This window comes from Flexivirga meconopsidis, assembly GCF_026162425.1.
Classification (GTDB): domain Bacteria; phylum Actinomycetota; class Actinomycetes; order Actinomycetales; family Dermatophilaceae; genus Flexivirga; species Flexivirga meconopsidis.
Genome location: NZ_JAOBQJ010000005.1, coordinates 1 through 17,579 on the forward strand (window position 1 = coordinate 1; position 17,579 = coordinate 17,579).

Genomic DNA, 17,579 nt, shown 5'->3' on the forward strand with positions numbered 1-17,579 from the left:
CTCACGTGTTACTCACCCGTTCGCCACTAATCCACCCGTGCAAGCACGGGCATCATCGTTCGACTTGCATGTGTTAAGCACGCCGCCAGCGTTCGTCCTGAGCCAGGATCAAACTCTCCGCAAAAAAACAAAAAATTCAAACCATGGCTAAAAAATCGATCAAGAGCAAAAATGCTACAAAAACGATCAAAACCAACAAACAATTGGCATCAATCACTCGACACGCTGTTGAGTTCTCAAAAAACGACCGCTCCGAAGAGTTCCGCAGCTTTATCAAGCTGTTTCGCTCTGGGCGACTTCGGTAAAACTTACATCCTCTTCGACCATCTTCCAAATCGGCGTGATCCGGATGATTTCGGGCAGCACAATGACCGCTCGAATATGATCGGTTCGGATGGATTTGTCGCAATCGGGACCGGCCATCCGGATCTCTCCGGCTTGTCCGTGCCTCCCGGGCAACGAGGTTCAACGTTACAGTCAGCAGGTCCGACCTGCCAAATCCGCTTCGCTGAACCGGCGGCTGCCCTGCCGGAGGTGTCCCTCCCGCAAAAGCAGCGGATGTCAACTATACAGATCCCGCGACCCTCTGCCAAGCCGTGAGAGCGTGACCTCGGTCACGACCGTCGGGCGGCGGCCAGGTGCTTGCGACCGCGCTTCACGATCGCCACCTGGTCGTGCAGGAAGGCGTCCTCCGGGAGGGTCGCCTCCGGGTCGGTCACCTTCTCGTTGTTCACCGAGATGCCGCCGTCCCCGATCAGCCGCCGGGCGCTGTTGCGGGAGTCTGCGATCCCCAGCGCGATCAGCACCTCCACGATGTCGGTGCCCGGTGCGACGGGTGCGCCCGGCAGCTCGGCAGTCGCGTCGGCGAGGGTCTGCGGGTCGAGGCCGGAGACATCGCCCTTGCCGAACAACGCCTCGGATGCGGCCTGCACCGCCGCCGTCGCCTCGGCACCGTGGACCAGTGTCGTCACCGATTCGGCCAACGCCTTCTGGCCGGCGCGCCGGAACGGCTCATGCTCGACTTGACGGGCGAACTCGGCGATCTGCTCCTGGTCGAAGTCGGTGAAGACCCGCAACTTGTTGACGACTTCGGCGTCCTCGATGTTGATCCAGAACTGGTAGAAGGCGTATGGCGACATCAGGTCGCGGTTGAGCCAGAGCGCGTTGCCCTCCGACTTGCCGTACTTGCGGCCGCTCGCATCGGTGATGAGCGGCGTCGTCATGGCGTGCACCGAGACCCCCTCGGCGGAGTGGATCAGGTCGACGCCGGCGAGCAGGTTGCCCCACTGGTCGCTGCCGCCGAGCTGCAGGGTGACGCCCTCGTCACGGTAGAGGTGCAGGTAGTCCAGCCCCTGCAGGATCTGGTAACTGAACTCGGTGTAGCTGATGCCCTGGTCGCTGTTCAGCCGACGGGACACCGCATCCTTTTTGATCATCGCGTTGACCCGGAAGTGCTTGCCGTAGTCGCGCAGGAAGTCCAGCGCGGAGATCGGCTCGGTCCAATCCAGGTTGTTGACCATCGTCGCCGGGTTGTCGCCGGTGAAGTCGAGCAGTGCCTCGGCCTGGCTGCGGATCGACGCCACCGCCTCCGCGACGGCTTCCTTACTGCGCAGCACTCGCTCGGAATCGGGTTTGGGGTCACCGATCAGCCCGGTGGATCCACCGACCAGCGCGATCACCCGGTGACCGGCCTGCTGCATCTTGCGGGCGACGATCAGCTGGACGAGGTTGCCGATGTGCAACGACTCGGCGGAGGGGTCGAACCCGACATACATGGTGAGTTTCCCGTCGGCGAGTGCTTCGCGCAGCGCGGCCTCGTCGGTGGTCTGTGCCACCAGCCCGCGCCACTGCAGCTCGTCGAAGATGTTGCTCACGTCGTTGTCCGTCCTCGTCGTTCGTCGTCGCGGCGCCGGTCGGCGCCGGGTCAAGCCTGCCGTATCAGCCGGCGCGGCGGCGACGGGGTTTCGCCGGCCGGTACGGCGACACGGTCGGATCCGCGTCGATCCAGAAACGCCAGGGAAACCGCTCGCCGTCACCGCCCGGCCCGCTGACACCGACCCTGGGCCCGCTGAGAATGCGCTCGGCGGGGAACGGATCCTGCCAGTCAAGACGCAGCGGGCTGGCGTCGTCGTGCAGGTCAGTTCCGTTGTCGGACAGCGAGATTCCCAGGGCAACGGTGAGGCGCGCCGGCCCCCGCGCCAGTTCCCGATCCTTGTCCGTATGACGGCGCTCCCGTGCGAGCTCGATCCCGTCGATCACCTCACCCGCGCGGATCAGCACCGCTCCCGCTTCGCCCGGCTCGCTGCACACGTAGTTGCAACAGGTGTGCATGCCGTAAGTGAAGTAGCAGTAGAGGTGCCCCGGTGGTCCGAACATCACCTCGTTGCGCGGGGTCTTGCCGCGGAACGCGTGTGAGCCCGGGTCGGCCTCGCCGGCATACGCCTCGACCTCGGTGATGCGCAGCGACACGCCCCTGCCGAGCAGGTGCGCGCCGAGCAGTCGACGGGCAGTGGTCCGCGAGTCAGCCGCGGTCATCGATCCAGGCGACGATGCGATCGGCGGCATCGGCGGCCGGCAGTGTCGTGGTGTCGAGCCGCAGCGCGTCGTCGGGCGCAGGCAGCGCCTGCTTGCTCAATGCGTCCGCGACCTTGGCCGGGTCGCGCAGCTTGTTACGCGATCTGCGGTCCGGATGGTCGATCCGTCGATGGATCTCGGCCGGGTCGCAGGTGAGCCACACCGGATGGAAGGAAGCGCCACGAGCCCGCGCGATCTGACGCAGGTCTGCAGCCGAGCGCCGGTCGTCCTCGGTGTCGATCAGCCAGTTGGTGAACACGTGCCGTACGGAGGCGGGCGCCTCCGTCACCGCCTCGTTCACAATGTCGCGCACCCGCCTGGCATAGCCGAAGGCCGCTGGCGGCAGGTCACCGAAGCCATTCGCGCCGAGCGCGGTGAAGACCGGATCGTTGATCAGGTGGTTGTCGATCAGTTGCGCCCCGAGTCGCTCGGCGACCAGCGCACCGATCGTCCGCTTGCCGCACGCGGGCGGCCCGACCAGCTGCACGATCATCGACACGGGTAGCAAGTCTGTCAGAGCGTCATCGAGCTGTGCGCTGTCGGTCGATCAGTGACCGGATCGTTCCGCTTACTGGCTCGATCATCCCTGGGCAGGGGATCCGCCGAGGGGCAGCCTGGAGTCATGACGAACACCGCTCTGCTCGTGATCGACGTCCAGAATTCCTTCACCGCACTGCCGCGCTGGCAGGCGATCTCAGCGCCCGACATCGTGCAACGTACGAAGACTCTCGTGGATCACGCCCGGGCATCCGGCGACCTCGTCGTGTGGGTGCTCCATGCAGAACCAGGCTCGGACGGGCCTTTCGACCCGAAGCGCGGCCAGGTGACATTGCAGCCCGGCCTCAGCCCTGCGCCTGATGAACCCGTCCTGACCAAGACCTCCCGAAATGCCTTCACCACCACAGAGTTGGGCAGGGTGCTCACCCGGCATTGCATCCATCGGCTGCGCATCTGCGGCATCCAGACCGAGCAGTGCTGTGAGACCACGGCCCGCATCGGCGCGGACCTCGGCTACCAGGTCGACTTCGTCACCGATGCCACCGCCACCTTCCCGATCGCGCATCGCGACAGTGACCCGGACCGTCCCTACGAACAAGTCCTGTCCGATCCCCACACCCTGGGGACCGCGGAGATCATCGAGCGCACGGAGTATGCACTGTCCGGCCGGTTCGCTCGCATCACCAGCATCGAAGAGGTCTGCTCGACAGCAACGGCGGAGGCCTGACAAAGTGACCGGATCATGCCAAGGGTTGTATTTGTCATCGCGCCTGACGTGCATCTGCTCGATGTCGCCGGACCGGCCCAGGTGTTGTCGGCCGCCGCGGAGCTGGGCGCGCCATACGAATTGCGGTTCGTCGGTCCTACGGCCGGCGTCACCAGCTTCCAGGGGCTGCCGCTCGCGGTGGACCGGCAGCTCCCGACGCTCACGGCGGACGACTGGCTGTTGGTGCCGGGCTGGAAAGTGCGACGGCCGGTCCGCCCGCCGACGCTGACCGCCGAGCTGCTCCAAGCACTCGCTGACCATCACGCCGGTGGCGGATTGGTGGGGAGCATCTGTGCCGGTGCATTTGCGTTGGGAGCGGCCGGACTGCTCGACGATCGGCGCTGCACAACCCATCACGATGTGCAGGAGGAGCTGCAGCGTCGTCATCCGCGGGCCCGGGTGGAGCGGGATCGGCTGTTCGTGATCGATGGGAACGTGGTCAGTTCGGCGGGCATCGCAAGCGGCATCGATCTCGCACTTGAGCTCGTGGCCAGACACGACGGACCGGCTCTTGCCGCTCGGGTGGCCAGGTCGTTGGTCGTCTATGGCCGCCGCAATGGCGACGCCGCGCAGCTCGGCACGATGCTGCGCCATCGCGACCACCTCCGCGAGACCGTGCATCGCGCACAGGACATGATCGACGCCGAGTTCAGCCGTGCGCTCCCGTTGGCAGAGGTGGCTGCCGTAGCAGGGGTCAGTCCGCGGACGCTCACTCGGGCGTTCGTGGACGCCACCGGTATGACGCCGCTGCGCTACCAGCAGACACTCCGAGTCGAGCGCGCGGAGCTGCTGCTTGCGCAGGGCGCCACAGTCGAGTCCGCCGCTCATACGGTTGGTTTCGACGATGCCCGCATGTTGCGTCGGCTGCGCAGTCGCGACTGACGTCTGCAGGACCGTCAGTCGACGCGTTGGGGGAAGTCGATCGGGGTGGCCGCCCAGGCGCGTGCCTCGGTGCTCGCGTCACGCGCCTGCTGCAGCTGCTCGCCCACGCGCACCGGAGCAGTGCCGCCGGTGGCGTCGCGGGAGGCGAGCGAGCCCTCGACGCTCAGCACGGAGCGCACGTCCGGGCTGAGCGCCGGGTTGATCTCGGCCAGGTCGTCGTCGGTGAGGTCCCAGAGCTCAATGCCGCGGGACTCGCAGACCCGCACGCACTCCCCCGCGACCTCGTGCGCGACTCGGAACGGCACGCCCTGCCGCACCAGCCACTCCGCAACGTCGGTGGCAAGCGCAAACCCTTGCGGCGCAAGGGAACTCAGCCGGTCGGGATGGAAGGTGAGGGTCGCGACCATGCCGGCGAAGGCCGGCAGCAGCAGCTCCAGGGTGTCGACGGCGTCGAACACCGGCTCCTTGTCCTCCTGCAGGTCCCGGTTGTAGGCCAGCGGCAGCGCCTTCAGCGTCGTCATCAGCCCGGCGAGGTCCCCGACCAGACGGCCGGCCTTGCCCCGGGCCAGCTCGGCGACGTCGGGGTTCTTCTTCTGCGGCATGATGCTCGACCCGGTCGAGAACGCGTCGTCGAGAGTGACGAACGAGAACTCCTTGGTCGCCCACAACACGGCCTCCTCGGCGATGCGCGAGATGTCGACCGCCGACATCGCCGCGACGAAGGCGAACTCCGCGACGAAGTCCCTGCCCGCGGTGCCGTCGATCGAGTTGCGCACCGACCGGCTGAAGCCGAGGTCGGCGGCGACGGCAGCCGGATCGAGACCCAGCGAGGATCCCGCCAACGCACCTGCACCGTATGGCGATTCGTCGGTGCGCCGGTCCCAGTCCCGGAAGCGGTCGACGTCACGCAACAGCGCCCAGGCGTGCGCGAGCAGGTGGTGGGCGAGCAGCACCGGCTGCGCGTGCTGCAGGTGCGTGCGTCCCGGCATCGGGACCTCCAGGTGGTCGGTTGCCTGTGCGATCAGCGCATCGACGACATCGAGCAGTTGCACCGAGACCACGCGGGCGTGGTCGCGCAGGTACATCCGGAACAACGTGGCCACCTGGTCGTTGCGGGACCGGCCGGCCCGCAGCCGGCCGCCGACGTCCGCACCGGCCCGCTCGATCAGGCCGCGCTCCAATGCCGTGTGCACGTCCTCGTCGTCGTCCGCCGGCGCAAAGCTGCCGTCGCGCACGTCGGTCGCGAGCTGGTCGAGCGCGGCCGTCATCGCGGCGAGGCTCGCCTCGTCCAGCAGGCCCGCGGCATGCAGGACGCGCGCGTGCGCCTTGGAGCCCGCGATGTCGTATGGCGCGAGCCGCCAGTCGAAGTGGGTGGACTTGGAAAGCGCCGCCAGCGCGTCGGCGGGGCCTCCGGCGAATCGCCCACCCCACAGGCTCAGCCGCTGCTCTGCTTCGGTCACGTGTAGATCGCTCCTGTCATTGGTCATTCGCCTGTCAGCTCCATCAGGAAGCCGCACACGTCATCGGCGGCGGCCTCGGCGGTGATGAGCAAGATGGTGTCATCCCCGGCGATCGTGCCGAGCACACCGTGCAAGGAGGCGTGGTCGATGGCTGATGCCAGAAAGTTGGCAGCACCAGGGGGTGTGCGAAGCACCAGCTGGTTGCCGGAAACCGCTGCGCTGACGAGCAGTTCGCCGCAGATGCGCCGCAGCCTGGCGTCCACCTCGTGATGCGTCTCGCCGGCCACCGGTGCACGGTCGCCGCCCTCACCCGGTATGGCGTAGACGAGCTGCCGCCCGTGGCGCACCTTGACCGCGCCGAGCTCCACCAGGTCCCGCGACAGCGTCGCCTGCGTGACGTGGATGCCGTCCTGCTCCAGGTAGCGGGCCAGCGCGTTCTGTGAAGGGACCGCTTCCCGCGTGATGACGTCGACAATGCGCTGCTGACGCGCGGTGCGTCCGCTCGCCACGGCGCCGTCGTCCCGGTGTGAACCGGAGCCGGTCATGAGTCTCTGCCTACTTCAAGCAGGAACGCCAACAATGCCTTCTGCGCATGCAACCTGTTCTCGGCCTCGTCCCAGACTGCCGACTGCGGGCCGTCGATCACGTCCGCGCTGATCTCGAAGCCACGGTAGGCCGGCAGGCAATGCAGCACGATCGCGTCGTCCGCCGCCCGTGCGACCAGGTCGGAGTCCACGGCGAACGCGGCGAACGGGCTCTGCGCACCCTTGCGGTCACCGGCCTCGGCTTCCTGCCCCATCGACACCCAGGTATCGGTGATCACCACGTCCGCACCGTCCACCGCCGCCACCGGATCGTCGGTGACCTGCACCGAACCCCCTGTCCCGGCAGCGATTTCGCGGGACGCGTCGACGATGTCTGCGCGCGGCTGGTGGGTGGACGGGGTGCCGATCCGCACGTGCATGCCGGCAGTTGCTCCACCGAGCAGGTAGGAGTGGGCCATGTTGTTGGCGCCGTCCCCGACATAGGTCATCGTCAGCCCGGCGAGCCGTCCCTTGTGCTCGCCGATCGTCAGCAGGTCCGCCAGGATCTGGCACGGGTGGAAGTCGTCGGTGAGCGCGTTGACCACGGGCACGCGCGAGTACGAAGCCATTTCGGCCAGGCGGTCCTGCTCGTAGGTGCGCCATACGATCGCGGCGACCTGCCGCTCGATGACGCGGGTGACGTCGGCGATCGACTCACGGGAGCCGATCTGCGCGAGCTTGCCGTCGATCACCATCGGGTGACCACCCAGCTCCGCCACTCCGACGCTGAACGACAACTGGGTGCGCAGCGTCGGCTTGTCGAAGATCAACGCGACACCACGAGGTCCGGTGAGCGGTCGGTCGGCGAAACGGTCGGCCTTCATCCGGGCCGCGCGTTCGAGGACCGCCTGCTGCTCCTGCGGGCTGAGGTCGTCGTCGCGGAGGAAGTGTCGGGTCATGAAGTGAGGGCTCCTTCGACGAAGGTCGGTAGTGCGTGCACGAAGCCGTCCAGCTCGTCCGTGCTCACGATAAGCGGTGGGGCGAGCCGAAGTGCTTGTGGTGCAACGGGGTTGACGATGAAGCCGCCGGCGCGCGCGGCGGTCGCGACGGCAGCACTGATGGGGCTGTCGAGGGTGATGGCGCGAAGCAGCCCTTGGCCACGCACGCCGGTGACGTGCGGGATGCCGGCGGCGGCGACGGCCTGCTCCAGATGACGACCGGTGCTCTCGGCATGGTCGAGCAGTCCCTGCTGCTCGATCGTGTCCAGCACCGCGAGTCCGGCTGCCGCGGCAAGCGGGTTGCCGCCGAAGGTCGAGCCATGCTGACCGGCGGTGAGCAGACCGGACACCTGCTCACCGAAGGTGACGAGGGCGCCGATCGGCACCCCACCGCCGAGCCCCTTGGCGACGGTGATCGCGTCCGGCTGGATGCCGGCGTGCTGGAAGCCGAACCAGGCGCCGGTGCGGCCGACGCCGGTCTGGATCTCGTCAATGATCAGCAAAGCACCTGCGGCAGTGGTGATTTCGCGTGCCGCGCGCAGAAAGTCCGGCGCGGGACTCAGCACGCCGGCCTCACCCTGCACCGGTTCGAGTATGACGGCAGCCACGTCGCCGGTGACGGCCTGACGTAGGGCGTCGACGTCGTCGTACGGCACGTGAACCACACCAGGCAGCAGCGGCTCGAACGGCTCGCGGTAGGCGGCCTTGTGGGTGAGCGCCAGCGCGCCGGTCGTGCGCCCGTGGAAGGCACCCTCCGCGGCCACGATGCCGGTGCGCCCGGTGCGGCGGGAGAGCTTGATTGCCGCCTCGATCGCCTCGGCGCCCGAGTTGGCGAAGAACACCCTGGATCCGGTCGGCGCGTCGGCGATCGACAGCAGTCGTTCGGCAAGCTGCACCTGAGCCGGCGAGGTGAAAAAGTTGGAGATGTGCACCGCCTCGGCGGCCTGCTTGGAAATCGCCGACACCACCGCCGGGTGACCGTGCCCGAGCGCGTTGACGGCGATGCCGCCGACCAGGTCGAGGTATCGGTTGCCGTCGACGTCCCACACGTAGCAACCGTCACCACGCTCGATCACCAGGCTGGGAGTGCCGAACACGCCCAGGAGGCTGTCCGAATATCGCTGCAACCACTGACTATTCGCGCTCATGCACATCTCCGTCCGGTAGCACCATCGTGCCGATCCCCTCGTCGGTGAAGACCTCCAACAGCAGCGAGTGCGGTGCGCGGCCGTCGATGACGTGCGCCTGTGGCACTCCCCCACGAATCGCCCGCACGCACGCCTCGAGCTTGGGCACCATGCCCGAGTCCACCCGGGTCATCAACTGCTCGGCCTCGCTCACCGGCAGTGAGCTGAGCAGGCTGTCCCGATCGGGCCAGTTGCTGTAGACCCCCTCGACGTCGGTCAGCACCACCAGCTTGTGCGCGCCCAGGGCGACGGCCAAGGCAGACGCAGCAGTGTCCGCGTTGACGTTCAGCACTTCACCCGGCGCGTCCAGGTCGGGTGCGACCGACGACACGACGGGAATCCGCCCAGCGGCCAACAGGTCTCGCACCGCGGCCGGGTTGACCGTCGCGACATCGCCAACATGCCCGATGTCCACCGTCTCGCCGTCGACCACCGCACCGCGACGACGCGCACCAAAGAGCGCGGCGTCCTCACCGGACAAACCCACCGCAAGCGGGCCGTGGTGGTTGATCAGCCCGACGAGCTCACGCGACACCTGGCCGGTGAGCACCATCCGCACGACGTCCATCGCCTCGGGCGTGGTCACCCGCAGGCCGCCCTTGAACTCCGACGCAATGCCGAGCCGGTCGAGCATCGCCTGAATCTGCGGCCCGCCACCGTGCACCACCACCGGCCGCAGACCGGCGTAGCGCAGGAACGCGATGTCCTCGGCGAAGGCTGCCTTCAGCCCGTCATCGGTCATTGCATTGCCGCCGTACTTCACCACCACGAGTGCGTCGCGGAAGCGCTCCAGCCACGGCAGTGCCTCGACGAGCGTGGCCGCCTTCCCGGCGGCGGTGGCGAGATCGGTCGGGATGCGGCGCCCGGTGTGCGGCGTGGTCACGTCGAGTACGCCGAGTTCTCGTGGACGTAGTCGTGCGTCAGGTCGTTGGTCCAGATCGTCGCCGTTTCGTCGCCCGCGTGCAGGTCGACCACGATCTGCACCTCGCGCGGGTCGAGGTCCACCAGCGACCGGTCTTCCCCGACGCCGCCGTCACGGCATACCTGAATCCCGTTGATCGACACGGCAAGTCGCTGCGGTTCGAACTGCGCAGAGGTCGTGCCGACGGCCGCCAGGATGCGACCCCAGTTGGGATCCTTGCCGAAGATCGCGCACTTGAAGAGGTTGTTGCGGGCGATTGCCCGACCGACCTCCAGCGCGTCGTCGACATCGGCCGCGCCCCGCACCTGGATCGCGATGTCGTGCGCGGCGCCTTCGGCATCGCCGATCAGCTGACGCGCCAGGTCGGCGCAGACCGCGGTCACCGCCGCACCGAACTCCTCGAGGTTCGGGCGCACCCCTGAGGCGCCCGACGCCATGAGGAGCACGGTGTCGTTGGTGGACTGACAGCCGTCGGAGTCGACCCGGTCGAAGGTAAGCGCGGTGGCGGCGCGCAACGCATTGGTCGCTTCCTCCGCATCGACCACGGCATCGGTGGTGAGCACGACGAGCATCGTGGCGAGAGCCGGCGCAAGCATGCCCGCCCCTTTTGCCATCCCTCCGACAACCCAGCCATCGCCTGTGGCCGTCGCCTCCTTCGAGACGGTGTCGGTGGTCATGATCGCTTCTGCGGCGCTCGAACCACCTTGTGCCGAGGCGAGTTTCACCGCCTCATCCACGCCGGCAAGCAGCTTCTGCATTGGCAGCAACTCGCCGATGAGTCCCGTGGAGCAGACCACCACGTCACCGGCTGACACCTCCAAGGCCTCCGCGACGTGCTCGGCCGTCTGGTGGGTGTCGGCGAAACCCTGCGCGCCGGTGATCGCATTGGCGCCGCCGGAGTTGAGGATCACGGCGTCCACCCGACCGTCGGTCAGCACCTGGCGCGACCAGGTGACCGGTGCGGCCTCGACACGGTTGCTGGTGAACACTGCGGCCGCGGCATGTGCCGGTCCGTCGTTGACCACGATCGCGACATCTTTCGTGCCACTCGGCTTCAGTCCGGCGGTGACGCCGGCGGCCCGAAACCCTTTGGCTGCAGTCACGCTCATGGTGCCACTCCTACTGTCGGAAGGCCGGCGGTCTCGTCGAGACCGAGCAGCAGGTTGAGGCATTGCACGGCACCGCCGGCGGTGCCCTTGGTCAGATTGTCGATCGCCGCAACGACGATCACCCGGCCGACCCGCTCGTCCAGGCTGACTTGCAGCTGCACGTTGTTCGAGCCGAGCACCGAGGCAGTGGCGGGCCACTGGCCATCCGGCAGTAGATGCACGAACGGCTCTGTGCCGTATGCCTTCTCGTAGGTCTCGTGTAGCGACTCAGCCGTCACTCCGGGGGATGCCGGCGCGGTGCACGTCGCGAGGATGCCGCGCGACATCGGCGCCAGCGTCGGGGTGAACGACACGGTGACCGGCGCTCCCGCAGCGCGGGAGAGGTTCTGCTCGATCTCGGGGGTATGCCGGTGCACGCCGCCCACGCCATACGGACTCATGGAACCCATCACCTCCGAGCCGAGCAGGTGGGGTTTGAGTGACTTCCCGGCACCGGAGGTCCCGCTGGCCGCGACGATCACCACGTCGCCGGACCCGATCAGTCCCGCCTGCGCGGCCGGCGCCAGCGCCAGCGAGCACGCGGTCGGGTAGCAGCCGGGCACCGCGACGCGGGTCTGCCCGGCGAGCTCATCGCGTTGCACCCTGCCGCCGGCGAGCCGCAGCTCGGGAAGCCCGTAGGTCCAGGTGCCGGCGTGCGCACTGCCGTAGAACTGCTGCCACGCGTCGGCGTCGGCCAACCGGAAGTCCGCGCCGCAGTCGAGAATCCGCACGTCGGAAGGCAATTCGGCCGCAAGCGCCGCCGAGGCACCGTGCGGCAGCGCCAGGAAGACCGCGTCGTGGCCGGACAGAGTCTCGACGGTCGTGGGCTCGATGACTCGATCCGCCAACGGCGCGAGGTTTGGCTGGTGGTCGCCCAGGCGGTCGCCCGCAGAGTTGCCGGCAGTGACCGCGCCGACGGTGACCTCGGGGTGCGCCAGCAACAGGCGCAGCGCCTCCCCGCCCGCGTATCCGGTGGCTCCGGCTACCGCAACTGTGACCATGCGCATCAGTATACACATTCGTGCATATTCATGCGTCAGGCCGGGTTCAGACGCGCTGCACCGCGCCGGTCGCCTCTGCCGCGGCCTGCACCGCGGAGTCGCGCGCGGCGTTGACCTCGTCGGTGGTGAGCGTCTTGTCTGCGGACCGGAAGCCCATGCGGTAGGCCAGCGACTTCTTGCCCTCCCCCGCCTGGTCGCCGGTGTAGGAGTCGAACAACGCGATCGACTCGAGCAACGGGCCGGCGCCGTCGCGCAGCGCGGCCTCGACGCGCGCGGCCGGCACACCCGCATCGACGACGAGGGCGACATCGCTGCTCGCGAGCGGCAGGTTGGCGATCGGGCGGCTGGTGATCGGACTGCCGCTGGCCGCGATGAGGGCGTCGAGGTCGACCTCGGCCCCAACGGTGCGCGGCGGCAGACCGAGCGCCTGCACGACCTTCGGGTGGAGTTCGCCGGCGTGCCCGATCAGTGTGCCGTCGGCGAGGGTCAGCTTCGCGCAGCGCCCCGGGTGGAACGGCATCGCGTCGCCGTCGGCCTCGACCGTGAGCGGTATGACGAGGGCTTCGGCGATGCTGCGCACCGCGTCGACCGCGTCGCTCCAGTCGGCCGGCCGTCCCTTGCCCCACCACCCAGCGTGCGCGGCGTCACCGGCCATCAGGATGCCGAGGTGACGCGGCTGCGGCGGCACGGCGGCGCGAATCTGCTCCAACAACTCAGGCGCAGGCAACACACCCACCGGCGAGGTCGGTGCCTGTCGCTGCTCATCCTCGAGCGCGACGACCAGGCCGAGCTCGAAGAGCGCAACGTCCTTGACGCCACGCCCGACATTGCGCTTCAGCGCATCGACCATCGTCGACAGCACCGAGATGCGCATCAGCGGCTGCTCGTCGGAGAGCGGGTTGACCAGGCTGACCGTGCGCGCGCGGGCAGCCTCGACCGGGTAGCCGAGTGCCGCGTGCCGCTCGTCGCTGACGAACGGCGCCGACCAGATCTCCGAGAATCCACGCGCCGCAAGGGTATTGGCGATAATGCGGCGGGCATGCTGGTCGTGCGTGAGCCCGCGGCCGCCGGGCGGAGTGGGCAGGATCGACGGGATCTGCTCGTAGCCGACCGTGCGGGCGACCTCCTCGACCAGGTCGGGACCGGTGTGCAGGTCGGGCCGCCATGACGGAGGCGTCACCCGCCACCGGGTGCCGGTGGTCTCGACGGTGCAGCCGATGCGGTGCAGGACGTCGGCGACCTGGTCGTCCGGGTAGTCGATCCCGACCAGCCGGGACGCCAGCTGGGGATCGAAGACGATCGCCTCGCTGCCCGAGACGTCGTTGAGGTCGGTGACGCCCGCGTCGACCGTGCCACCGCCGAGCTCCACGAGCAGCTGCACCACGAGCTCGACCGCCGCGGGCGCGAGCTGCGGGTCGACGCCGCGCTCGAAGCGACGCGACGCCTCCGACGGCAGCTTGTGCCGGCGGGCCGAGCGCGCGACCGTGATCGGGTCGAAGTGCGCGCCCTCGATCAGCACGTCCGTGGTGGAGTCGGTCACCTCGGAGTCGGAACCACCCATCACGCCGGCGATGCCGAGGCCGCGCTCGCCGCCGTCGGTGATCAGCAGATCTTCGTCGAACAGCGAACGCTCATTGCCGTCAAGGGTTTTCAGCTTCTCCCCCGGCCGGGCACGGCGGACGACGATCGGGCCGTCAATGGTCGCCAGGTCATAGGCGTGCAGCGGCTGGCCGAGCGCGAGCATGACGTAGTTGGTGACATCGACCGGCAGCGAGATCGGCCGCATGCCGGCCTCGGTGAGCCGGGTCGCCATCCACGCGGGTGTGGGCGCGGACACGTCGATGCCGCGCACCACCCGCGCCACGAATCGGTCACAGCCCACCTGGTCGCGCAGCGGCGCATCGTCGCGCACCTCGACCGGGTGGCCCACGTCGTTCGCTGCAGGGGCGGCGTCCGTGAGCGCGAGCGCCGGGTCGGTGAAGGACGCACCGGTGGACAGCCCGTATTCGCGGGCTACACCACGCAGCGAGAAGCAATAGCCCCGATCGGGCGTCACGTTGATCTCGACGGTCTCCCCGTCGAGCCCGAGGAGCGGGATCGCGTCCTGGCCGGGTGTGAGGTCGACCCCGGGGAGACGCTCCGCGAGGCGGATGATGCCGCCGGAGCCGTCGTCGGGGAGGCCGAGTTCGTCTGCGGCACAGATCATTCCGGCCGACACGTGGCCGTAGGTCTTGCGTGCCGAGATCGCGAAACCGCCGGGCAGCTCGGCACCGGGCAGCGCCACGACCACCAGGTCGCCGGGTCCGAAGTTGTGCGCACCGCAAACGATCCCCTGATGATCGGAGCCCTTCGCCGAGTCCGCTGAATTGCCGACGTCGACCGTGCACCAGTTGATCGTCTTGCCGTTCTTCTGCGGCTCGGGCTCCATCGTGAGCACCTTGCCGACCACCAGTGGTCCGGTCACCTCGCCGCCGTGCAGGCCCTCCTCCTCCAGGCCGACCCGGACGAGTGCCTCGGCGACAGCGGCGCCGGATACGTCCGCGGGCAGCTCGACATACTCACCCAGCCAGTCCAGTGGGATGCGCATCAGACCTCCAAACCGAACTGCGCGTCGAAGCGCACGTCGCCCTCGATCAGCTCGCGCATGTCGCTGACGCCGCTGCGGAACATCAGCGCCCGGTCGATGCCCATGCCGAACGCGAAGCCGGAGTAGCGGTCGGGGTCGACACCCGCAGCGGTCAGCACATTGCGGTTGACCATGCCGCAGCCACCCCACTCGATCCAGCCGGTGCCGGAGCAGGCCCGGCAGTCGGGGTCCGCACCCCGGCAGACGAAGCAGCGCAGGTCCATCTCCGCGGACGGCTCGGTGAACGGGAAGAACGACGGGCGCAGACGGGTGATGATGCCCTCGCCGAAGAGTTCGGTGGCCAACCGGTCGAGAGTGCCTTTCAGGTGGGCCATCGTGATGCCCTCGTCGACCGCGATGCCCTCGATCTGGTGGAAGGCCGGCATGTGCGTCGCGTCGAGGTCGTCGGTGCGGTAGACCCGGCCGATCGCGCCGACATACAGCGGCACGCCGCGCTCCAGCAGCGAGCGCGACTGCACCGGTGAGGTGTGCGTGCGCAGCACCAGGCCGCTGTCCTCGGGCGCGATGTAGAAGGTGTCCTGCATCTGCCGGGCGGGGTGGTCCTCGTCGAAGTTGAGGGCGTCGAAGTTGAACCACTCGGCCTCGATCTCGGGGCCTTCGGCAATCTCCCAGCCCATCCCGACCAGCAGGTCGGCGACCCGCTGCGCCATGAGTTCGACCGGATGCCGGCGGCCCAGGGGTTGGCGGTCGGTGGGCAGCGTGACGTCGACGGCCTCCTCGACCAGGATGCGCTCGTCGCGCTCGGCCTCCAGCTGCGCCTGGCGTTCCTTGAGCGCCTGGCCGACCTTCCCACGTGCCTGTCCGACCCGCTTGCCCGCCTCGGCCTTGGCCGACGGCGGCAGCGCACCGATCTCACGGTTGGCGAGGGCCAGCGGGCTCTTATCGCCCTGGTGGGCGGCGCGCGCGGCCTTGAGCTCGTCGAGCGTCCGCGCCGCGTCGAAGGCTGCGAGCGCGTCGGTGACGGCCTGCTCAAGCTGCGCTGGATCGAGAGCGGCTACCTCGACCGGGTCGTATGACGTGTTGGGTCCTGACACGACACAGCAGTCTAGGTGTGCGACACGCCTCTACTTCAGGTGGTCGGGCACTCCACTGGGCAGCGTGACCCGGAAGGTCGCCCCGTGCTCGGTGTCCAGCACCTCGACGTGCCCGCCGTGCGCCTGGGCGAGACCTTGCACCACGAACAGGCCGAGCCCGTTGCCGTTGCCCCGGCGGCCGGCCTGCCAGAAACGGGAGAAGACCAGCGACCGGTGTTCCGGCGCGATGCCGGCGCCCTCGTCGGCAATGTCCAACCGCACCTGCTCGTCCACCACGTCGATCGTGGTGGTGACCTTGCCGGCGCCGTGGCTCACGGCGTTCTCCAGCAGGTTGGACACGACCTGGGTGAGCCGGTCGGCGTCACCCCACAGTTCGACCTGGTCGGCGACCTGGACGACCCGGAACCTGGCCGGATCCTCACCACTGCTGACCATCCGGTCGACGCAGGCGCGGACGATCTCGGCCAGGTCGACGGGGCTCCTGCGCAGCTCGAGCCGTCCGGTGTCGATGCGGGAGATGTCCAGCAGCTCGCCGACCAGCCGCTGCAGACGGGCGGCGTCGGTCTCGATCGCGCCCAGCATCCATCGTTTCTGGTCCTCGCGCAGCTGCTCCCACCTGCTGCGCAGCGTGCGGGAGAAGCCGCGGACCGCGCCGAGCGGTGCACGCAGTTCGTGGGCGACAGTGGTGACCAGCGCCGACGTCTCAGCCTCGATGCGGTCTCGGACGGTCGTGCTGCGCATCGTCAGCACAAGCCACTGCAGGGCGCGTAACGGTGCACCGCCGCGGATGTGCCGAGTGGCCATCAGCACACTGCGACCGCCGGGCAACAGCATCCGGCGTTCGGGTGAGCCGCTGCGCGTGTGCAGGCCCGACCAGGGGTTGTCGGTGGTCCAGAAGGAACGCCCATCCGGGCTGACCAGCGGCAGTGCCTCGCGGATGTCGCTGCCGAGCATCCTGGACAGCGGTACGCCGGTGAGGCGCTCGGCCCGCTGGTTGGCCAGCACCAGCCGCGCCTGCGCATCGGCCACCACGACTCCCTCGGGCAGCTGCTCCAAGAGCGCGCGGTAGACCCCCGCGGCGAGCGCGGGCTCGACCGGCTGAGGGCCCTCGAGAGTCACGCGGGCAAGCCTAAACCGGTGACTTATCGGTCAGTTCGGCGGCGCTGGCGTACATGCACACGGTGGCTGCCATGGCCAGGTTGAGCGACTCGGCGTGCCCGTGGATCGGCACCCGCACGACGTCGTCGGCGAGCGACCGGGTCGTCTCGTCCAGCCCCCACGCCTCGTTCCCCATCAGCCACGCGTGTGGCGAGCGCAGGTCGGCGTCGGGCAACAGCGTGCTGCCGGCGCCGTCGGCTGCGAGCACTCGGCGGCCACGGCCCTGGCAGGCGGTGACGAGGGCCGCGACCTCGCCGCCGATCGCGATCGGCAGGTGCCAGAGCGACCCAGCCGTGGACCGGACCACCTTGGGGTTGTAGAGGTCGACGCTCGCGTCGGAGATGAGTACGGCGCGGGCCCCGGCCGCGTCGGCGCCGCGGATCACCGTGCCGGCGTTGCCCGGGTCGCGCACGTGGGCAAGGACGACGACGAAGCCGTCGTCGGCGGCGAGGGCGTCGTCGATCGGGACGTCCATCGGCCGGCAGACCGCCACGACCCCTTGGGGGTGCTGGGTGTCGACCAGCGCGGCCATCACCGCCGCGTCACAGTCGTGCACGGGGATGCCGGCGTCGTCGGCGGCACCCACCAGGTCGTCGTGCCGTGCGCCGCTCTCGACATACAACTCCAGGACGGTGTGCGGGGCGAAGCGCAGCACCTCGCGCACCCCCTGCGGCCCGTCGACGACGAATTTGCCGGCCCGCAGACGCGCCGAACGCCGGCCCAGCGCCCGGATGGCCTTGACCCGCTCCGCACGGGGGTTGGTCAGGGTCATCGGGACGT

General features: G+C 68.8%; 17 protein-coding genes and 1 rRNA gene. 2 read left to right on the top strand and 16 right to left on the bottom strand.

Annotated features, from left to right (window positions below; translation table 11 throughout):
• From N2M23_RS16470 to N2M23_RS16490, 5 genes are all read right to left on the bottom strand, one after another.
• Positions 1-124 (bottom strand): 16S ribosomal RNA (locus N2M23_RS16470); the annotation flags it as partial.
• Positions 125-273: 149 nt separating this feature from the next.
• Positions 274-423, bottom strand: a complete 150-nt coding sequence (locus N2M23_RS16475) for a hypothetical protein (RefSeq protein ID WP_265447011.1) — start codon at positions 421-423, stop codon at positions 274-276.
• Positions 424-614: 191 nt separating this feature from the next.
• Entirely contained in the window at positions 615-1,874 is a 1,260-nt protein-coding gene (tyrS, locus tag N2M23_RS16480) for a tyrosine--tRNA ligase (protein ID WP_265447012.1), read from the bottom strand.
• Positions 1,875-1,938: 64 nt separating this feature from the next.
• Entirely contained in the window at positions 1,939-2,535 is a 597-nt protein-coding gene (locus N2M23_RS16485; RefSeq protein ID WP_265447014.1) for a DNA-3-methyladenine glycosylase, read from the bottom strand.
• On the bottom strand, positions 2,522-3,067 hold the full coding sequence (locus tag N2M23_RS16490) for an AAA family ATPase (RefSeq protein ID WP_425270264.1): 546 nt from the start codon (positions 3,065-3,067) through the stop codon (positions 2,522-2,524). The genes N2M23_RS16485 and N2M23_RS16490 overlap by 14 nt, the downstream gene beginning before the upstream one ends.
• A 129-nt stretch (positions 3,068-3,196) precedes the next feature.
• On the opposite strand from N2M23_RS16490, the gene N2M23_RS16495 reads away from it, so the two are divergent.
• Positions 3,197-3,799, top strand: coding sequence for a cysteine hydrolase family protein (locus N2M23_RS16495; protein ID WP_265447019.1), 603 nt, complete (start codon positions 3,197-3,199; stop codon positions 3,797-3,799).
• Between the two features lie 15 nt (positions 3,800-3,814).
• Entirely contained in the window at positions 3,815-4,720 is a 906-nt protein-coding gene (locus N2M23_RS16500) for a GlxA family transcriptional regulator (protein WP_265447020.1), read from the top strand.
• Between the two features lie 14 nt (positions 4,721-4,734).
• Here the strand turns inward: N2M23_RS16500 and argH are convergent, their stop codons facing one another.
• From argH to N2M23_RS16555, 11 genes are read right to left on the bottom strand one after another with little or no spacing between them, the layout of a single operon-like run.
• Positions 4,735-6,207 (bottom strand): argininosuccinate lyase, encoded by a 1,473-nt coding sequence (gene argH, locus N2M23_RS16505; protein WP_425270252.1) that lies wholly within the window; start codon positions 6,205-6,207, stop codon positions 4,735-4,737.
• Complete coding sequence (locus tag N2M23_RS16510; protein WP_265447023.1) at positions 6,204-6,725, bottom strand: arginine repressor; 522 nt, start codon at positions 6,723-6,725, stop codon at positions 6,204-6,206. The genes argH and N2M23_RS16510 overlap by 4 nt, the downstream gene beginning before the upstream one ends.
• Entirely contained in the window at positions 6,722-7,663 is a 942-nt protein-coding gene (gene argF, locus N2M23_RS16515; RefSeq protein ID WP_265447024.1) for an ornithine carbamoyltransferase, read from the bottom strand. The genes N2M23_RS16510 and argF overlap by 4 nt, the downstream gene beginning before the upstream one ends.
• Positions 7,660-8,850, bottom strand: coding sequence for an acetylornithine transaminase (locus N2M23_RS16520; RefSeq protein WP_265447026.1), 1,191 nt, complete (start codon positions 8,848-8,850; stop codon positions 7,660-7,662). Before N2M23_RS16520 ends, argF begins: the two co-directional genes overlap by 4 nt.
• On the bottom strand, positions 8,837-9,772 hold the full coding sequence (gene argB / locus N2M23_RS16525) for an acetylglutamate kinase (protein ID WP_265447027.1): 936 nt from the start codon (positions 9,770-9,772) through the stop codon (positions 8,837-8,839). Before argB ends, N2M23_RS16520 begins: the two co-directional genes overlap by 14 nt.
• Positions 9,769-10,920, bottom strand: coding sequence for a bifunctional glutamate N-acetyltransferase/amino-acid acetyltransferase ArgJ (gene argJ / locus N2M23_RS16530; protein WP_265447028.1), 1,152 nt, complete (start codon positions 10,918-10,920; stop codon positions 9,769-9,771). The genes argB and argJ overlap by 4 nt, the downstream gene beginning before the upstream one ends.
• The gene (argC, locus tag N2M23_RS16535; protein WP_265447029.1) at positions 10,917-11,960 is read right to left on the bottom strand and encodes an N-acetyl-gamma-glutamyl-phosphate reductase; all 1,044 of its coding nucleotides are present in this window, start codon (positions 11,958-11,960) and stop codon (positions 10,917-10,919) included. The genes argJ and argC overlap by 4 nt, the downstream gene beginning before the upstream one ends.
• Before the next feature lie 46 nt (positions 11,961-12,006).
• Positions 12,007-14,547: a phenylalanine--tRNA ligase subunit beta gene (gene pheT, locus N2M23_RS16540; protein ID WP_265447030.1), complete on the bottom strand. Its 2,541-nt coding sequence runs from the start codon at positions 14,545-14,547 to the stop codon at positions 12,007-12,009.
• The gene (gene pheS, locus N2M23_RS16545) at positions 14,547-15,641 is read right to left on the bottom strand and encodes a phenylalanine--tRNA ligase subunit alpha (protein WP_265447033.1); all 1,095 of its coding nucleotides are present in this window, start codon (positions 15,639-15,641) and stop codon (positions 14,547-14,549) included. The genes pheT and pheS overlap by 1 nt, the downstream gene beginning before the upstream one ends.
• 30 nt (positions 15,642-15,671) lie before the next feature.
• Positions 15,672-16,760 (bottom strand): sensor histidine kinase, encoded by a 1,089-nt coding sequence (locus N2M23_RS16550; RefSeq protein WP_265447035.1) that lies wholly within the window; start codon positions 16,758-16,760, stop codon positions 15,672-15,674.
• Between the two features lie 10 nt (positions 16,761-16,770).
• Positions 16,771-17,571 carry a TrmH family RNA methyltransferase gene (locus N2M23_RS16555; protein ID WP_265447037.1) on the bottom strand — a complete coding sequence of 267 codons (801 nt, stop codon included), beginning with the start codon at positions 17,569-17,571 and terminating at the stop codon, positions 16,771-16,773.
• Positions 17,572-17,579 lie beyond the last annotated feature (8 nt).